Raw genomic sequence first — 16,713 nt, 5'->3', positions numbered from 1 at the left:
CGGTTCCCGCGCAGGCCGCCCCGATGAGCGCCAAGGCGATCGCCCAGCAGATGATCAAGGACCCGGCCCAGTTCGCCGCGTTCAACAACATCGTTACCCGCGAGAGCGGCTGGGACCACACCGCGACGAACTCCTCCTCGGGCGCCTACGGCCTGGTCCAGGCCCTGCCGGCCTCGAAGATGTCCTCCGCGGGCTCGGACTGGAAGACCAACCCGGCCACCCAGATCAAGTGGGGCCTGGACTACATGAACTCCCGCTACGGCAGCCCGGTCGGCGCCTGGAACTTCTGGCAGTCCCACCACTGGTACTGAGCCGACCAGCGGTAGAAGAGCAGGCAGCAGGCATGCGAAGGCCCCGGTGGCCGACCTCCCCAGGTCGGCCACCGGGGCCTTCTGCTTCCCATCCCACAGGGTCCGAGAGCAGCGCCCGTGTCCCGCTACAGGCGCTGGATGATCGTGCCGGTCGCCAGCGCGCCTCCCGCGCACATGGTGATCAGCGCGAATTCCTTGTCGCGCCGCTCCAGCTCGTGCAGCGCGGTGGTGATCAGCCGGGCGCCGGTGGCGCCGACGGGGTGTCCCAGCGCGATGCCGCCGCCGTTGACGTTGACCTTCTCCAGGTCCTGGTCGAAGACCCGGGCCCAGCTGAGGACGACGGAGGCGAAGGCCTCGTTGATCTCGACGAGGTCGATGTCCTTGAGGGACATCCCGGCCTTGCCGAGCACCGCCCGCGTCGCGTCGATCGGGCCGTCCAGGTGGAAGTGCGGGTCGGAGCCGACCAGCGTCTGGGCGACGATCCGGGCGCGCGGCTTCAGCTTCAGCGCGCGGGCCATCTTCCGCGAGGCCCACATCACGGCGGCGGCCCCGTCGGAGATCTGCGAGGAGTTCCCGGCGGTGTGCACGGCGGTCGGCATGACCGGCTTGAGGCGGGCCAGCGCCTCCATGCTGGTGTCGCGCAGGCCCTCGTCGCGGTCGACGAGCCGCCACATGCCCTGCCCGGCGGCCTGCTCCTCCTCCGTGGTGGGGACCTGGACGGCGAAGGTCTCGCGCTTGAACCGCTCCTCCGCCCACGCGGCGGCGGCCCGCTGCTGCGAGAGCACGCCGAGCCTGTCGACGTCCTCGCGGGTCAGGCCCCGGTGGCGGGCGATCCGCTCGGCGGCCTCGAACTGGTTCGGGAGGTCGACGTTCCACTCGTCCGGGAAGGGCTTCCCGGGGCCGTGCTTGGAGCCGGATCCCAGCGGTACCCGGCTCATCGCCTCGACGCCGCAGGCGATGCCGATGTCCATGACGCCGCCGGAGATCATGTTGGCGACCATGTGGTTGGCCTGCTGGGAGCTGCCGCACTGGCAGTCCACGGTGGTCGCGGCGGTCTCGTACGGGAGTCCCATGGCGAGCCAGGCGTTGCGGGCGGGGTTCATCGACTGCTCGCCGGCGTGGGTGACGGTTCCGCCGACGATCTGCTCGACGCAGTCGGGCTGGATCCCCGTACGGGCGAGGAGTTCGCGGTAGGTCTCGCCGAGCAGGTAGGCGGGGTGAAGGTTGGCGAGTGCGCCCCCGCGCTTGCCGATGGGGGTGCGTACGGCTTCGACGATGACGGGTTCCGCGGCCATGAGCTCGTCCTCTCCTGCGTAGCGCGTAGCGCACAGCGCGCCTCGGCTGGCGGGCCGTCCCGGCGCCCCGCCCGAACTAGTACGCGTTCTAGTTCTCCCCGCAGTCTTATGACCAGAAGGCCCGGCACGCAAGGGTCTTGCACGCGGCTTACACGGATTCCACACGCAACAGTTGGCGCGAGGACCCTTGTCACTTCTAGAACTCGTTACTACCTTCAAGCCACCATCTGATGGGCCGTCAGACTTTGGAGTCGCCCGATGCCCTGTCCCGTGCTGCCCGAAGGCTTCGACGCCACCGACCCCGACCTGCTCCAAGACCGGGTCCCCTTCCCGGAGTTCGCGCAGCTTCGGCAGACGGCACCCGTGTGGTGGTGCCCGCAGCGGCGGGGCGTCACCGGTTTCGACGACGAGGGCTACTGGGTCGTCACCCGGCACGCGGACGTCAAGTACGTCTCCACGCACCCGGAGCTGTTCTCCTCCACGACCAACACGGCGATCATCCGCTTCAACGAGCACATCCAGCGTGAGCAGATAGATGCCCAGCGCCTGATCATGCTGAACATGGATCCGCCGGAACACACCCGCGTACGCCAGATCGTGCAGCGGGGCTTCACCCCGCGGGCCATCCGCGGCCTGGAGGACGCCCTGCGCGACCGGGCCCGGAAGATCGTCACGGAGGCGCTGGCCGCCTCGGGCGACGGCAGCTTCGACTTCGTCACGCAGGTGGCGTGCGAACTCCCGCTGCAAGCCATCGCCGAGCTGATCGGCGTACCGCAGAAGGACCGCGCCAAGATCTTCGACTGGTCGAACAAGATGATCGCGTACGACGACCCGGAGTACGCCATCACCGAGGAGGTCGGCTCCGAGGCGGCCATGGAACTCATCGGCTACGCGATGAACCTGTCCGCCGAGCGCAAGGAGTGCCCGGCCAAGGACATCGTCACGCAGCTGGTGGCGGCGGAGGGCCAGGGCAACCTCGGCTCCGACGAGTTCGGCTTCTTCGTGCTGCTGCTGGCGGTCGCCGGCAACGAGACCACGCGCAACGCCATCAGCCACGGCATGCACGCCTTCCTGACCCACCCGGACCAGTGGGAGCTCTACAAGGCGACCCGGCCGGCCACGGCCGCGGAGGAGATCGTGCGCTGGGCCACCCCCGTGGTGTCCTTCCAGCGCACGGCCACCCAGGACACCGAACTGGGCGGCCAGAAGATCAAGGCGGGCGACCGGGTGGGGATGTTCTACTCCTCCGCCAACCACGACCCCGAGGTCTTCGAGAACCCGGACGTCTTCGACGTCACCCGCGACCCCAACCCGCACCTGGGCTTCGGCGGCGGAGGCCCGCACTTCTGCCTCGGCAAGTCGCTGGCCATCATGGAGATCGACCTGATCTTCAACGCGCTGGCCGACGCCCTGCCCGACCTGCGCCTGGCCGGCGAGGCCCCGCGGCGACTGCGCGCGGCCTGGCTCAACGGCATCAAGGAACTCCGGGTCAGCCACGGCTGACCCGCGACCCAGGGCGGCAGGGGCCGCCTTCCTCCCACGCCCCGGCCCCTGCCGCCCGCTGGCCGCATCCAGCCCCGCCGGGCACACTCCGGCCCCACCGGGTGCGCTCCCAGCCCCGTCCGGCACACTCCCGGCCCCGCCGGGCACTCCCAGCCTCGCCGGCGTTTGAGGCGCTCTTTCAGCCTCGCCGGCGTTTGAGGCGCGGGGGTCCGGGGGCGGCGCCCCCGGCCACGGCGCGGCACCCGTTCGAGTGGCGGCCCACCCCGAACCGGGTGATCCTGACAGTCAGCGACGATCCCCCCGAAGGGGCGCCGGGCCACCTGTGCCCGACGCCCCTTCGGCCTGCACGGCCTGCACGGCCTGCACGGCTACTCGAGACACACACCCCGCTCGATCGTGACCCCATGGCCAAGGCTCACGCTGTTCACGATCGCCCGGTCGGTGACCGTGAGCCTGACGACGTACCCGCACGCATCGAGGGCGCTGGTGTCCAGCGAGAAGAGCTCACCGGCCAGGCCGGTCTGAGTGGTCGGGCTGATCGAGACGGTCAGCGGAGTGGGCGGAACCGTGGAGGACGGCCCGCCGTGGACCGAGATGCCCCAGCCGAGGAAGTGCTCGTCGCGCGCCACGAACCGGCCGGTCAGCGTGCCACGAGGCACCCGGCACGCCCCGCCCGTGTCCAGGTGCAGATCACCGGCGTTGAGCGGATCGGCCGGGTCGACCACCCCGCGCACCAGGTTGTCCATCAGGACGTTGCGCGTCTCCACCACCCCGATGCCGATGAGTTCGAGCTGGAGCTGCCACAGGTCGTTTCCGCCCGGTGTGAACCGGCCCAGCTGGCCAAGGGTGTTGTCGGCCCAGGTCGGCCACGGCAACTGGCCGTCGGGGGCCGGGGTGACAATCGTCGCGAAGCCGCCCGCGTCCACCTTGACGAAGGATTCGGTGAGCGGCACGAACGGGGTGCCCAAGGTGACGTTGCGGACCGAGATCCGGTACGAGAACCCCGCCAGCGCCGGGTCGCTCGGACCGTGCAGGTTCACCTGACCGGCGAACGGGCACCCGTCCGGCACGGGACCGCTGTTGAGGTGACCGCCCGGGTCGGTGACACCGGTGGTGGCGTTCACCTTGGCGGCCTCCACACCACCGACGATCGTGAACCGCGCGTTGCCGTCGTAGACGGGCCCGGGCGCCAGCTGCACATGGGTGTCGACACGGTTGCCCCAGACCGGCAGCGCGTCGGGATCGGTGGTCGACGGCGGGGTGCCCCAGGAGAGCACGGCCCGGATCCGCCCGTAGACCGGGATCTCGCACTCCTCACGGAAGTCGGCCAGATCCACCGGCAGGATCGCGGCGTAACGGAGCCCGCCGCGGGGGATCTCCTCGTAATCGTGCGTGCTCACCTGCGCGGTACCGAGATAGCTGTACGTGCAGTCCGTACCGAAGTCGGCCCAGAAGGCGACGTACTCCACGCTGCCCTTGGTGCAGGGCCCGCCGGAGTAGCCGTTGGACTGCTTCACACGGAGGCTGGCGACCAGCTGCCCCGCGTTCCCGTCGAGCCCGACGCAGCGCAGTTCCTCGTAGGTGACGTCGCCGCTGGTCTCCTCCAGCGCGCCGATGATCTTGCCCAGGTCGATGCCGAGGTCCTTGGCGATGACGGCCGGTCCGGTCATGGAGGACGCCGTCAGCACGGGCGACCCGGCCGACGCCAGCAGGTGCGGCAGGGCGAAGCGGTGCTCGGGCACCTTCAGCTGGCGGTACTCCCGGGCCAGCTCGCTCAGGGTGAGCTCGGTGAACGGCCCGGGATCCGGCGTCGGGTCCGGAACCTCGTGCACGACCAGCGGCGGGAGCTTCTTGACGATGTCCTTCGGGAGCTCCGGGATGATGTCCGGCAGGAAGAAGCGGCGCGGGCGGATCTGGACGTGGCAGTCGAGGCGGTTGCCCCAGACCACGGGAAAGTCCGGGTTGCCCGGCTCGGGCACCTGCTCCCAGGACAGGATGGCCCGCACCAGCGGCAGCACCGGCAGCCCGCAGAAGTTCCGGTGCGGCGTGTAGTCCACTCCGACGGTGTACGAGAGCGGGTGCGACGGCTTGTCGCGGCAGTCCGGCTCGACCAGCAGGTCGTGCACGTTCACGGCGGCGAGGCCCGCGTCGGCGAAGGTGGCGCCCTCGTCGTAGCTGACGAAGAACCGGACGTACTCGTAGGAGCCGGGGGTGCACAGCCCGCCCGAGTAGCCGGACGGGCGGCGCAGCTCGAGCGTCGCCTCCAGCCGGTCGCGCTCCGGGCTGTAGGCCACGCAGGACAGCGATTCGTAGGTCGTGTCGCCCTTGAGCGGGAACACCGGCCCGATGCCGATGTCGGGGAAGGTGTCGAAGTAGTTGGGGTTCGCAGCGAGCAGGAGCCGAAAGCCCTTCCGGTGGGCTTCGACCTCTCTCCCGTTGTCGCCCGTCGATTCAGCCTGGTTACTCTGCGCCATCGTCCACCACTCCTGTATGGCCGGGAACCCGAGGTGGCGCCGCGCGCTCCGCTCCACGGCGCACCACCACGGTGGCACAGAGTGATGGACGGTTTCGTGTGCCAGACGAGTGGACCGGCCGTTGCGGCCGTAACCTTAAGGCATGGCCACGGCTTCGCTCGGCCCGTCCTTCCGGGGGCGGCTGGCGCGCCCCGGGGATCCCACGTACGACGAGGACCGGCAGGTCTGGAACGGCTCGATCGACCGCTCCCCCGCCCTCATCGCCTACTGCACGGGCGCCGCGGACGTCATCGACGCCGTGCGCTTCGCCGCGGCCTCCGGCCTCCCCCTCGCCGTCCGCAGCGGCGGCCACAGCTTCCCCGGGCAGTCCGTGTGCGACGGCGGCATCGTCATCGACCTCTCGCCCATGCGCGGCATCCGGGTGGACCCCGGCGCCCGTACGGTCAGGGCCCAGGCGGGCGTGCTGCTCGGCGAGCTGGACCGGGAGACGCAGGCGTTCGGGCTGGCCGTACCGGCCGGGATCGTCACGCACACCGGGCTGGCCGGGCTCACGCTCGGCGGCGGCATCGGCTGGCTGATGCGCAAATACGGGCTCACCATCGACCAGCTCGCCTCCGTGGACCTGGTCACGGCCGACGGGACCCTCGTGAAGGCGAGCGCGGACGAGAACCCGGACCTCTTCTGGGGCGTGCGCGGCGGAGGCGGGAACTTCGGCATCGTCACCGAGTTCGAGTTCCGGCTCAATCCGCTCGGCCCGGTGGTGCTGGCCGGGCCGATCGTGTGGCCGATGGCGGAATCGGCGCGGCTGCTGCGCTTCTACCGCGAGTGGATCACCGACGTACCGGACGAGCTGACGACGGCGGTCGTCCACCGCAAGGCGCCGGCGGTCGCGTACATACCGCCCGAGCTGCACGGGCAGCCGGTCGTGATGGTGGTCTGCTGCTACGCGGGGTCGGTCGAGGGGGGCACGCGGGTGCTCCGGCCGCTGCGCGAGGGCGGGCCGGCGCCGGTGCTGGACCTGTGCGCGCCCAAGCCGTTCACCGAGCACCAGGCGATGTTCGACCCGTCCTTCCCGCACGGCCGCTGGTACTACTTCAAGTCCTGCGACGTGGACCGGCTCAGCGACGAGATCATCGACCGTACGGCCGAGCACGCGGCGCGGATCGTCTCGCCCCTCACCGCCTTCCCGATCTTCCAGCTCGGCGGCGCCATCGCCCGTGTCGGGGAGGACGAGACGGCCTTCGGCGGACGGAGCGCCGGGCACACCTTCAACATCAACGGCACGACCGAGGGCGCCGAGGGCTTCGCGGAGGAGCGCGCCTGGGCGCGGGGCCTGTGGTCGGCGCTCGCGCCCCATCAGACGGGGGTCTACACGAACTTCCTGATGGAGGAGGGCGAGGAGCGCATCGAGCAGGCGTACGGGGCGGAGAAGTACCGGCGCCTGCGGGAGCTGAAACGGCGCTACGACCCCGGCAACCTCTTCCGCCTCAACCAGAACATCCCGCCGGCGGCGTAGCGCGCCTCCCGGGGCGTCCCGCGTTCCCCTACGGCGTCCGGGCGGGGGCCCCGACGAGCTCCTGCTCCCCGTCGCGGCCGGCCGTGCGCTGCGCGGGCAGGCTCAGGCTCAGGCGGCGCGGCCCGGAGAGCACGTGGACGAGCCCGAAACCGGCGCCGATGACGACCGCGCCGCCGACCGCGTCGAGCACCCAGTGGTTGGCGGTGGCCACGATCGCGCACACCGTGATCAGCGGGTGCAGCGCCCCGAGGAGCTTCTGCCACCCCTTCGGCGCGAGCGTCACGATCACGATCCCGCACCACAGCGACCACCCGAAGTGCAGCGAGGGCATCGCCGCGTACTGGTTCGAGATCGCGGTCATGGCCCCGTACTGGGGATTCGCGAGGTCCTGCACCCCGTGCACGGTGTCGACGAACCCGAGATCGGGCATCAGGCGCGGCGGCGCGAGCGGGTAGAGCCAGAAGCCGATGAGCGCGAGGACGGTGGCCAGGCCCAGCGAGGCGCGCGCCCAGCGGTAGTCGCCCGGGCGGCGCCAGTACAGCACCGCCAGGATCGTCAGCGGGACCACGAAGTGGAAGGAGGTGTAGTAGAAGTTGAAGAACCCTTCCAGCCAGGGCGTTCTCACCACGGCGTGGTTCACGGCGCGCTCGATGTCGATGCCGAGCACCTTCTCGATGCCGTGGATCTGGCTGCCGTTGGCCTCGGCGAGGCTGCGGCTGGCGGGGGCGGCGGCCCGGATGTGGGAGTAGAGCGAGTAGCCGACCCGTATCAGCAGCAGTTCCAGCAGCAGGTTGGGGCGCGAGAGCACGCGCCGCCAGAACGGCAGCAGCGGCACCCGCGCCCACCGCGCGGCCGCGGGCCGCCCGTAGGCCGTGGGGACCGGTTCGCGCCAGTACGGCGAGGAGCGCGGCAGGAACGGCACCACGCAGGCGGCTGCCAGCGCGGCGAGCAGCGGCACGTTGTCCCGTACGGGGGCCAGCGCGTCCATGTTGGGCAGCAGTACGGCGCTGGGCAGGGTCATGGCGAGCACCACGGCGACGGGCCACACGGGCCGGTCCGCGGCGCGCTTGCCGACCTTGCCCGCGACGGCGAGCAGCACCCACAGCAGCTGGTGGCGCCACCCGGTCGGGGACACCGCGACGGCGGCGCAGCCGGTGATCGCGACGGCGAGCAGCAGCTGGCCGTCACGGGCGTAGCGGGCGGCCCGGCTGAGGGCGAACCAGGCGACCCCGCCCGCGAGGGCGACGTAGAGCAGGATCTCGCCGGGACCGGTGAGGCCGAGCCGCAGCAGCGCGCCGTGCACGGACTGGTTGGAGAGGCCGTCGGGGGCGCCGCCGAGGCCGGTGCCGGCCAGGTGCTCCACCCAGTACGTCCACGAGTCGCGCGGCAGCGCCGCGAAGGACAGCGCGGTGGCCCCGGCGAAGGTCAGCCCGGCGGTGCGCGCGGCGGGACGGCGCCCGGTCAGCCACATCAGCGGGGCGAAGAGCAGCAGGGCGGGCTGGAGGGCGGCGGCGAGGCCGATCAGGAAGCCCGAGGGCCGCTCGCCGGGCACCCGGAACACCGCCAGCAGCACCAGCAGTACCGGCATGACGGCGGTCTGGCCGGGCGAGGAAGCCTCGCGCACGGGCAGCGAGACCATCATCAGCGCCACCAGCACGGGCGCGGCGAGCAGCGCGGTGCGCCGCGGGACGGGGTCGGGCAGGCTGCGCGCGGCGAGCAGCCCGATGCCGGCGACGAACAGCAGGGTCACGCAGGTCCAGCCCACCTCCAGCGGGGGCGCCGCGAAGCCGACGAGCGGCTTGAGGACCAGCCCCCCGAAGGGGGTGCCGTTGAACTGGCCGGTTTCGTAGAGCGCCCCCGGCAGACCGCCGGGGGCGCCGGGGAGGTGGAAGTCGCTGAGCCACTCCCCGGGTGGCATGCGCAGCACGACGGCCGCCTGTCTCACGGCGAGCACTCCGGCCAGCGCCCAGAGCAGGAGGCGCACGGCCCCCAGCCTGCTCGTACCGCCTATGACCCCGGCATGTCCGTTCGCATCACTGTGCTCCGCCGCGTTAGCCACGCCTCGCCGGCCTCCCGCCGTGTTGACCGCAACCCTGACTTCGCCTGGCTGCCGCGCTTCATGCACCACTCCATTACCTGGGGACGACGATATCCCCCACCGGATCCCTAGGATGGCTGTCATGAGCATCGTGAAGATCAACGCACTGACCGTCCCCGCCGAGCAGCGGGAGGTTCTGGAGCAGCGCTTCGCCTCCCGGGCGGGCGCCGTGGAGAGCTCCGACGGGTTCGAGTGGTTCGAGCTGCTGCGCCCGGTCGAGGGCACGGACCAGTACCTGGTGTACACGCGGTGGCGTTCCGAGCAGGATTTCCAGGCGTGGATGGAGGGCCCGATGAAGGCGGCTCACCAGGGCGGTCCCGCGGCGGGCGGGGAGGGCGGCGGGGAGCGTCCGAAGCCCGCGGCGTCCGGGTCCTCGGTGTGGTCGTTCGAGGTCGTGCAGCAGGCAGCGCCGAAGCAGGCGTGACGCGGGAGGGCCCGGGGCCGTGGCCGGTCCCGGGTCCTCGTGCGGTGTCGGCTGGGCGCGACTCGGTTGGGTTGGGCTCAGCTGGGCCGGGGGTCAGCTGGGCCGCAGCCGGGCTCAGCTCCAGAAGGCGTCGTTCTCGTCGATGTCGGCGGTGCACTCGTCGATGTCGGTGATCTTGTGGCCGACGATCGTGAAGAAGAGGCCCTCGCGGATCTCGATGCCGCGGTCACCGCGGTCACCGCGCACCGTGTGGACGCTCATGGCGTGGCCGCGGCCGTCGACCATGACGGATTCCAGGTGGACCTGAAAGGTGCCTTTCGTCTCCTCTCCGAGCCTGCGGTAGAGGTCGAGGACGGCCTCCCGCCCCTTGTGGTGCCCGGAGAGCGGGTTGCTGCCCGGTACGTGGTGGATGACGTCGGCCGTGAACAGCGAGCCCAGCGTCTCCATGTCGCCCTTGCCGAAGGCCTCGTAGCCACGGCGGATCAGGGCACAGTCGGGATGCTCCGACATGACGGTTCACACCCTCCGTGTGGGCGGATTGTCCTTTTTCCTATCATCGGCCCGCCCCTGTGGATATTCCAACGCAAGGGGTCCGGGTCGGACTCCACAATGACGCCATGAACACGAACTCGATCAAGACGGTCTGCCCGAAGAACCCGACGACCCCGACGACCCCGACGAACTCAGCAGCAGGCCCGACAGGCTCCGCCTGGGAGATCACCCCGGAGCTCGTCACGGCCCCGGATGCCACGCTCCTGCGCCGCGCCTACTACGCCGAGGTCGCCGGCCGGTACTGGAAACGGTCCGTCACCGAGGCCGAGATCGACGAGGGGCTCGAAGACTTCCCGGACGACGGGCTCCTCCCGCCGACGGGTCAGTTCGTGGTCGGCCGCCTGGGCGGCGAGCCCCTGGCCTGCGGCGGGATCCGCCTGCTCGCCCTCGTCACCGCCGAGCTCACCAAGGTGTACGTCGACCCGCGCGCCCGCGGCACCGGCGGCGGGGCGGCGCTGCTGGAGGCCCTGGAGGAGGCGGGTCGCGCGCTCGGCGCCGAGCGGGTGCGCCTGGACACCAGGTCGGACCTGGTGGAGGCGCGAGCGTTGTACGCGCGTCACGGGTATGCCGAAATACCCGCCTACAAGTCCGGCCCCTATGCCGAGCACTGGTTCGAGAAGCCGCTGGTCTGACGCGCGGTCCGGCGGCCGGGGTCCCGGGGGTCCCGGCGGGCACGGCGGCCGGGGTCAGGCGGCCGAGTGGTCCCGGCGCGGAGCCGCGTCGTAGGGCTCCTCGGAGTCGGATCCGCACAGTTCCCGGTTGATCTCCGCGACGAGCTTGGTCAGGTCGGTCGGCCGGTCCGGGCTCCACCAGTCGCCGAGCAGCTCGGCCAGGGACTCCTCCCGGGCGGCGGAGAGCTTCACGGCGCTCTCGTGGCCCTTGTCGGTCAGGACCAGCGCGAGCCCGTCGCGTTCCGCGAGCCCGCGCTCCTCGATCTGGCGGGCGGCGTCCGTGATGGCCCTCAGCGGCACGATGGTGCGCTCGGCGAGCACCGCCGGCTCGGCGGAGCCGTACTTGTTGATCCGCAGCACCAGCCAGCTGGCCGCGGGCAGCAGGTCGAAGCCTGCCTTCTTGGTGATCTTCTCGTAGACGTGGCGGCGGCCCTGGAGGGTGCCCAGCACCGACAGCGCGCGGGCCACCTCGTCGCGGGAGGAGCGCTGGACGGGGTTGGAGGCCAGGGTCTCGGTGACGTCGGGGGCGGTGACCGAGCCGCGGAGCTTGTCCTCCTTGAGGAACCAGGCGACCGCGAAGGCCACCAGGACCACGGGGACGGCATAGAGGAAGACGTCGGTGATGGAGGTGGAGTAGGCGTCGAGCACACGGGGGCGCAGTTCGGCGGGGAGTTCGGCGATGGCCCGCGGGTCCGCCTCCAGCCGCGCGACGTCCGCGCCGGGCGGCAGGGTTACACCGGCGAGGGAGGCTGCCAGCTTGTCGTCGAGCCGGTTGGTGAAGATCGTTCCGAAGATGGCCACGCCGAAGGAGGCGCCGATGGAGCGGAAGAAGGTGGCACCGGAGGTAGCGACGCCGAGGTCCGCATAGCTGACCGCGTTCTGCACCACCAGGACGAGTACCTGCATGACCAGGCCGAGTCCGGCTCCGAAGACGAAGAAGTACGCGCTCATCTCGATCGTGGAGCTGGTGCGGTGCAGCTGGTGCAGGAGCAGCAGCCCGAGCGCGGTCAGGGCCGTGCCGGCGATCGGGAAGACCTTCCAGCGACCGGTGCGGCTGACGATCTGGCCGGAGCCGGTGGAGGTGATCAGCATGCCGAGCACCATCGGCAGCATATGGACCCCGGACATGGTGGGCGAGACGCCCTGGACGATCTGGAGGAAGGTCGGCAGGTAGACCATCGCCCCGAACATCGCGAAGCCGACGATGAAGCTGATCAGTGAGCAGAGGGTGAAGGTGCGGATCCGGAACAGCTTGAGCGGGAGCACCGGTTCGGCGGCCCGCCGCTCGACGAGGAGGAAGGCGACCAGCAGCACCGCGCCGAGCACGGCCAGCCCGATGATCTCGGGCGAGCTCCAGCCCCAGGTGGTGCCGCCGAGGGAGGCGACCAGCACGAGGCAGGTGGCGACGGAGGCGATGAGGAAGGTGCCGAGGTAGTCGATGGTGTGCTTCTCGGAGCGCACCGGGATGTGCAGGAAGGACGCGATGACGACAAGTGCGACGAGGCCGATGGGGAGGTTGATGTAGAAGACCCAGCGCCAGGACAGGTGGTCCACGAACAGCCCGCCCAGCAGCGGACCCAGCACGCTGGTCGCTCCGAAGACGGCGCCGAAGAGGCCCTGGTACTTGCCGCGCTCGCGCGGCGGGACGATGTCGCCGACGATCGCCATGGACAGCACGATCAGACCGCCGCCTCCGAGACCCTGCAGGGCGCGGAATCCGATGAGCTGCGGCATGTTCTGCGCCAGACCGCACAGTGCGGAGCCGACCAGGAAGAGCACGATGGCGTACTGGAACAGCTTCTTGCGCCCGTACTGGTCGCCGAGCTTGCCCCAGAGCGGCGTGGCGGCGGTCGAGGCCAGCATGTAGGCGGTGACGACCCAGGAGAGGTGCGCCATCCCGCCCAGGTCGCTGACGATCGTCGGCAGCGCGGTCGAGACGATCGTCTGGTCGAGCGCGGCGATCAGCAGCCCCAGCAGCAGGGCGCCGATGGAGACGAGCACCTCGCGGCCGGCGTGCTCTGCGGTGGGGCCGGACCGCTGCGGGCCGGGCTCCGTGGTCACGTCCTGCACCATCGGCTCCTCCTCAAGGCCGCATCAACAATCTCCATCCTGAGCGGTGTGTCCGGTTATGGCCTCTCGGGCGGGTTGGGCTGCCCCATACGGGTCTGCATAATGCCTGGCAGTAGCCAGGGAGGGAGGGGTTCCAGTGAGCGCCGAACGCTGTCCGGAATGCCATGCCGTGGGTGCCGATTGCAGGTGTGCGCCGGATGCGGGGTTCGAGCCGCTGCGCGTCCGCCCGTACGTGACACTGTCCGACCCCGGCCATCCACAGACCCCACCACCGCACCCGGTGCGCGACGTGATCTCCCCCCGCACCACCCCGCGCCCGGCGTCCTGGCCGGGCCCGGCAGGCCCGAGCCACCCCGCAGCCCCGGAGCACCCGGCCGACTCCGCCCATCGGGCCGACCGGGCGGGCCCGGGATACCCGGGCGACGCGGCGGGCTTCGAGCACCCCGCAGGCGCGGCCGACGCGGGGCACCCGGGAGACGCGGCTGACCCGGCGAGCCCCGGGCGCCCGGCGGACACCGCTCAGCGGACCAACGCAGCAGGCGCGGGATACCCGGCGCCTGCGGCGTCCCCGGGGCACCCGGCAAGGTCGGCAGGCTGGCCGGACACGGCAGAACCGGACTACCCCGCAGGCGCGGAGCACCCGACGGACCCCGGCCATCGGGCGGACCCGACGGCCGCGGCCGGCTCGGGGTACCCGGCCGACCCGGTGGACTTCGGGCACCCCGCAGGCGCGGCAAGCGCGCGGCACCCGGGAGACGCCGGCGTGACGATGCAGCTCGGGGCCGTCCCGGCAGGGGCTCCGGCAGGGGGTCCGCCCCAGGGGCCCCGCCGGCGGCGCATCGGGCCGGTGCTGGTCGGTGCGATAGTCGTCGCCGCCCTCGGTACGGGCGCGCTGGCGATGACGCTGCTCCCGAGTTCCGACGGGCCCGCCACCGCCCTGCCCGACGCGAAACCCTCGGCCCCGGCGGTGAGCACGGCCGCTCCCTCCGCGCAGTCGGCGACCCCGTCGCCCCCGCGCTCCCCCTCGCCCAGCGCCTCCGCTTCCCGCTCGCCGTCCCCCTCCGCCTCCCCGTCCCCCAGCCGCTCCGCGAGCACACCGCCGCCCAGCCCGTCGCCCACCCCCAGCCGCTCCGCGAGCACACCGCCGCCGCCCGCGCAGACCCCGACCCTTCGGTACGGGGACTCGGGCCCGGAGGTGGAGAAGCTCCAGCGCCTGCTGGCGGCCGAGCACCTGTACCGCGGCAAGTTCGACGGCAAGTTCGGCGACCGTGTCGAGGCGGCGGTCTCCACCTTCCAGTGGGACAACGGGATCGAGGAGGACCCCTGGGGCGTCTACGGCCCCGCCACCCGCGCGGCACTGGAGGGATGAGTCACACCCCCCGGGATGGCGCGAACCCCCTCGGGTTTTGTATCGTGAAGGAACAAAGTGGTTCCGTCCTCACTCCCTGACCGGTGGACGGAACCACTTGTTCTCTTTTCCCGCCCCGTCTGGAGCCACGTCAATGCCGGCCAGCACCACCGCCCCCGTAGTCCTGACCGCCAAGGCCCTGCTCCTGGACATGGACGGCACGATCGTCAACTCCGACGCCGTGGTCGAACGCTGCTGGCGCGACTGGGCCGTCTCCCACGGTCTGGACCCCGAGGAGGCCCTCAAGGTGGTCCACGGCCGCCAGGGCTACGCCACCATGGCCATCCTGCTCCCGGACCGCCCCATGGAGCAGAACCGCGCCGAGAACGCGGTGATGCTCGCCCGCGAGACCGCCGACACCGACGGCGTCGTGCCGGTCGGCGGCGCTCCGGAGTTCATGGCCTCCCTCGCCGCCCTGCCGCACGCCCTGGTCACCTCCGCCGACGCCGCCCTGGCCACGGCCCGGATGACCGCCGCGGCCCTGCCGATGCCCGAGGTCCGCGTCACCGCGGAGTCCGTCCAGGACAGCAAGCCCCACCCCGAGGGCTTCCTGAAGGGCGCCGCCGCCCTCGGCGTGGACCCGGCCGACTGCATCGTCTTCGAGGATTCCGCCGCCGGAATAACGGCCGGCCGCGCCGCGGGCATGCGCGTGATCGGCGTCGGCCCCCGCGCCGCCGCCCACGCCCCCACGGCCCACGTGCTGGACCTGACGTCCGTCGACGTCGCCGCCGCACCGGACGGGTCCATCCGCCTCACGCTCCACGCGGCCTGATCCCGCCGGGCGCGCGCCCACCACGGACACGCCGAAGCTCCCCGCCCGACCGGACGGGGAGCTTCGGCGTTCCGGCGTACCCGCCGCTGCCCGGCTACCGGCTACCGGCTACCGGCTACCGGCTACTGCCCGACGCGGCCGTCGATCCGCTCGCGCAGGAAGTCCGCGTGGCCGTTGTGTCGGGCGTACTCCTCGATCATGTGGACCAGGACCTCACGGAGCTCCATCGGCTCCCCGCCGACGTCACCCGTGACGTCCAGGTCCGGCGCCCCGGCCACGAACCGCTCCGCGAAGGCCACCTCGGCCCGCCACGTCGCCCAGGCCTCGGCGACCACGGCCGGGTCGGCCACCGCTCCGGTGAACTCCCCGTCGGGCTCCTCCTCCGAGCGGTAGTGCCTTCGTATCTCCTCGCCCGCCATCACCGCCCGGAACCACTTCTGCTCCACGCCCGCGAGGTGGCGTACGAGACCGAGCAGGGACAGGTTCGACGGCTCCACCGAACGCCGCGCGAGCGCCTCGGCGTCCAGTCCGGCGCACTTCAGCTCCAGCGTCAGCCGCTGGTCGCGCAGGTAGCCCGCGAGCACGGCGGCCTCGCCCCGGAATCCCCCGTCGGTACGGGTGTCCTCCTCGGGGCTGACGAACATGTTGGCCCAGCCGAAGGCCCGGGTCCCGCCGGATGCGGGCGCGGAGGCGGGCGGGGAAGCGGGCGGGGAAGCGTGCGCGGAGGCGTCGAAGTCGTTCACGCCGCGACCCTGGTCCACCGGCACGCCCCTCGCAACGGAATATCAGCCGACGATCGCCTCGTACAGCGAGAACGCGGCGAGCGCGGCCATCACACCGGCCGCGACCTTGGTGATCAGGCTCAGCGGCACGTACTTCATCAGCGTCCGCCCGCCCAGGATCCCGATGCCCGCGACGGCCCACAGCGCGAGCACCGCGCCGATGCCGACCGAGAGGGGATCGTCGTACCGCGCGGCGAGGTTGGCGGTCATGATCTGCGTGAGGTCGCCGAACTCGGCCACCAGGATCAGCATGAAGCCAGCCCCCGAGACCTTCCAGAAGGACTGGTCGGCGGGCGGCGCCACCTCCTCCTCCCCGTCGCTCTTCTTCAGGAGCAGCATCGCCGCGCCCGCGAGGAACAGGACGCCGACGACGGCCTGGACGAGCCGGTGCGGCAGCAGCGTGAGCACGCTGCCGGCCGCGATGGCGAGCGCGACGTGCACGGCGAAGGCGGCGGCGACGCCCGCGAAGACGTACGAGGCGCGGTAGCGGGTGCCGAGCATCAGGCCGGCGAGGGCCGTCTTGTCGGGGAGTTCGGCGAGGAAGACGACGCCGAAGGCGATGGCCGTAACGGTGAAGCTGAACACGGGGGCGGAACCTCAATCGGTCGGGCAGGACGCCATCGGTACCGAGAGACCTGGGGTGTGTCAGGGGTCGCTTCGGCTCGGCGGCGCCCCGGTTGCGTAAACGCATGGCAGGACACTGCGGCCGAAGGTCTCGCCGGCCGACCGCTTCCGCGGCCTGCCTCCGGGCGCCGGCTGGGGTGACCCAGCAGTATGTCGACGGTCCGGCGAAGAGCTACTCCCCTTCTGCTCCATGAAGGGTACGCGACACCCGCG

At 71.6% G+C, this 16,713-nt stretch carries 14 protein-coding genes; 7 read left to right on the top strand and 7 right to left on the bottom strand.

Annotation, left to right across the window (positions count from 1 at the left end; genetic code table 11):
* A partial coding sequence (locus AB0M99_RS33350) for a transglycosylase SLT domain-containing protein (RefSeq protein WP_365927173.1) occupies window positions 1-311 on the top strand: 311 nt, incomplete at its 5' end.
* A gap of 125 nt (window positions 312-436) precedes the next feature.
* On the opposite strand, the gene AB0M99_RS33345 is transcribed toward AB0M99_RS33350, so the two are convergent.
* Window positions 437-1,606 carry a steroid 3-ketoacyl-CoA thiolase gene (locus AB0M99_RS33345; RefSeq protein WP_365927171.1) on the bottom strand — a complete coding sequence of 390 codons (1,170 nt, stop codon included), beginning with the start codon at window positions 1,604-1,606 and terminating at the stop codon, window positions 437-439.
* A 258-nt stretch (window positions 1,607-1,864) separates the two neighbouring features.
* On the opposite strand from AB0M99_RS33345, the gene AB0M99_RS33340 reads away from it, so the two are divergent.
* Complete coding sequence (locus tag AB0M99_RS33340; protein WP_365927169.1) at window positions 1,865-3,109, top strand: cytochrome P450; 1,245 nt, start codon at window positions 1,865-1,867, stop codon at window positions 3,107-3,109.
* A gap of 368 nt (window positions 3,110-3,477) precedes the next feature.
* On the opposite strand, the gene AB0M99_RS33335 is transcribed toward AB0M99_RS33340, so the two are convergent.
* Window positions 3,478-5,583: a hypothetical protein gene (locus AB0M99_RS33335; protein ID WP_365927167.1), complete on the bottom strand. Its 2,106-nt coding sequence runs from the start codon at window positions 5,581-5,583 to the stop codon at window positions 3,478-3,480.
* 142 nt (window positions 5,584-5,725) lie between these two features.
* Between AB0M99_RS33335 and AB0M99_RS33330 the strand changes: the two genes are divergently transcribed.
* Complete coding sequence (locus tag AB0M99_RS33330) at window positions 5,726-7,099, top strand: FAD-binding oxidoreductase (RefSeq protein WP_365927165.1); 1,374 nt, start codon at window positions 5,726-5,728, stop codon at window positions 7,097-7,099.
* Window positions 7,100-7,127: 28 nt separating this feature from the next.
* On the opposite strand, the gene AB0M99_RS33325 is transcribed toward AB0M99_RS33330, so the two are convergent.
* Window positions 7,128-9,158 carry a bifunctional glycosyltransferase 87/phosphatase PAP2 family protein gene (locus tag AB0M99_RS33325; protein WP_365927163.1) on the bottom strand — a complete coding sequence of 677 codons (2,031 nt, stop codon included), beginning with the start codon at window positions 9,156-9,158 and terminating at the stop codon, window positions 7,128-7,130.
* 121 nt (window positions 9,159-9,279) lie between these two features.
* Here AB0M99_RS33325 and AB0M99_RS33320 point away from each other — a divergent pair, with 121 nt between their 5' ends.
* Window positions 9,280-9,621, top strand: a complete 342-nt coding sequence (locus AB0M99_RS33320) for an antibiotic biosynthesis monooxygenase (RefSeq protein ID WP_365927161.1) — start codon at window positions 9,280-9,282, stop codon at window positions 9,619-9,621.
* A 114-nt stretch (window positions 9,622-9,735) separates the two neighbouring features.
* On the opposite strand, the gene AB0M99_RS33315 is transcribed toward AB0M99_RS33320, so the two are convergent.
* A complete protein-coding gene (locus AB0M99_RS33315; RefSeq protein ID WP_365927159.1) occupies window positions 9,736-10,131 on the bottom strand; it encodes a nuclear transport factor 2 family protein in 396 nt (131 codons plus the stop codon).
* A 107-nt stretch (window positions 10,132-10,238) separates the two neighbouring features.
* Between AB0M99_RS33315 and AB0M99_RS33310 the strand changes: the two genes are divergently transcribed.
* A complete protein-coding gene (locus AB0M99_RS33310; protein ID WP_365927157.1) occupies window positions 10,239-10,805 on the top strand; it encodes a GNAT family N-acetyltransferase in 567 nt (188 codons plus the stop codon).
* Window positions 10,806-10,859: 54 nt separating this feature from the next.
* Here AB0M99_RS33310 and AB0M99_RS33305 read toward each other — a convergent pair whose 3' ends face one another.
* Window positions 10,860-12,917, bottom strand: a complete 2,058-nt coding sequence (locus AB0M99_RS33305; RefSeq protein WP_365927155.1) for an MFS transporter — start codon at window positions 12,915-12,917, stop codon at window positions 10,860-10,862.
* Between the two features lie 766 nt (window positions 12,918-13,683).
* On the opposite strand from AB0M99_RS33305, the gene AB0M99_RS33300 reads away from it, so the two are divergent.
* A complete protein-coding gene (locus AB0M99_RS33300) occupies window positions 13,684-14,283 on the top strand; it encodes a peptidoglycan-binding domain-containing protein (RefSeq protein ID WP_365927185.1) in 600 nt (199 codons plus the stop codon).
* Between the two features lie 133 nt (window positions 14,284-14,416).
* Complete coding sequence (locus AB0M99_RS33295; RefSeq protein WP_365927153.1) at window positions 14,417-15,094, top strand: HAD-IA family hydrolase; 678 nt, start codon at window positions 14,417-14,419, stop codon at window positions 15,092-15,094.
* Window positions 15,095-15,216: 122 nt separating this feature from the next.
* Here AB0M99_RS33295 and AB0M99_RS33290 read toward each other — a convergent pair whose 3' ends face one another.
* Together AB0M99_RS33290 and AB0M99_RS33285 are read right to left on the bottom strand one after the other, a co-directional pair.
* Entirely contained in the window at window positions 15,217-15,738 is a 522-nt protein-coding gene (locus AB0M99_RS33290) for a DinB family protein (protein WP_365927183.1), read from the bottom strand.
* Window positions 15,739-15,879: 141 nt separating this feature from the next.
* Entirely contained in the window at window positions 15,880-16,461 is a 582-nt protein-coding gene (locus AB0M99_RS33285; RefSeq protein ID WP_365927151.1) for a TMEM165/GDT1 family protein, read from the bottom strand.
* Window positions 16,462-16,713 lie beyond the last annotated feature (252 nt).

Origin of the sequence: Streptomyces sp. NPDC051183, assembly GCF_040682455.1 — a bacterium.
Lineage (GTDB): Bacteria > Actinomycetota > Actinomycetes > Streptomycetales > Streptomycetaceae > Streptomyces.
This window is presented reverse-complemented; position numbering and strand designations above follow the sequence as displayed.

Excerpts from the sequence above, each read along its gene's own strand:
- AB0M99_RS33345 (WP_365927171.1), bottom strand. The coding sequence starts at position 1,606 with ATGGCCGCGGAACCCGTCATCGTCGAAGCCGTACGCACCCCCATCGGC.
- AB0M99_RS33340 (WP_365927169.1), top strand. The coding sequence starts at position 1,865 with ATGCCCTGTCCCGTGCTGCCCGAAGGCTTCGACGCCACCGACCCCGAC.
- AB0M99_RS33335 (WP_365927167.1), bottom strand. The coding sequence starts at position 5,583 with ATGGCGCAGAGTAACCAGGCTGAATCGACGGGCGACAACGGGAGAGAG.
- AB0M99_RS33330 (WP_365927165.1), top strand. The coding sequence starts at position 5,726 with ATGGCCACGGCTTCGCTCGGCCCGTCCTTCCGGGGGCGGCTGGCGCGC.
- AB0M99_RS33320 (WP_365927161.1), top strand. The coding sequence starts at position 9,280 with ATGAGCATCGTGAAGATCAACGCACTGACCGTCCCCGCCGAGCAGCGG.
- AB0M99_RS33315 (WP_365927159.1), bottom strand. The coding sequence starts at position 10,131 with ATGTCGGAGCATCCCGACTGTGCCCTGATCCGCCGTGGCTACGAGGCC.
- AB0M99_RS33310 (WP_365927157.1), top strand. The coding sequence starts at position 10,239 with ATGAACACGAACTCGATCAAGACGGTCTGCCCGAAGAACCCGACGACC.
- AB0M99_RS33305 (WP_365927155.1), bottom strand. The coding sequence starts at position 12,917 with ATGGTGCAGGACGTGACCACGGAGCCCGGCCCGCAGCGGTCCGGCCCC.
- AB0M99_RS33300 (WP_365927185.1), top strand. The coding sequence starts at position 13,684 with ATGCAGCTCGGGGCCGTCCCGGCAGGGGCTCCGGCAGGGGGTCCGCCC.
- AB0M99_RS33295 (WP_365927153.1), top strand. The coding sequence starts at position 14,417 with ATGCCGGCCAGCACCACCGCCCCCGTAGTCCTGACCGCCAAGGCCCTG.
- AB0M99_RS33290 (WP_365927183.1), bottom strand. The coding sequence starts at position 15,738 with ATGTTCGTCAGCCCCGAGGAGGACACCCGTACCGACGGGGGATTCCGG.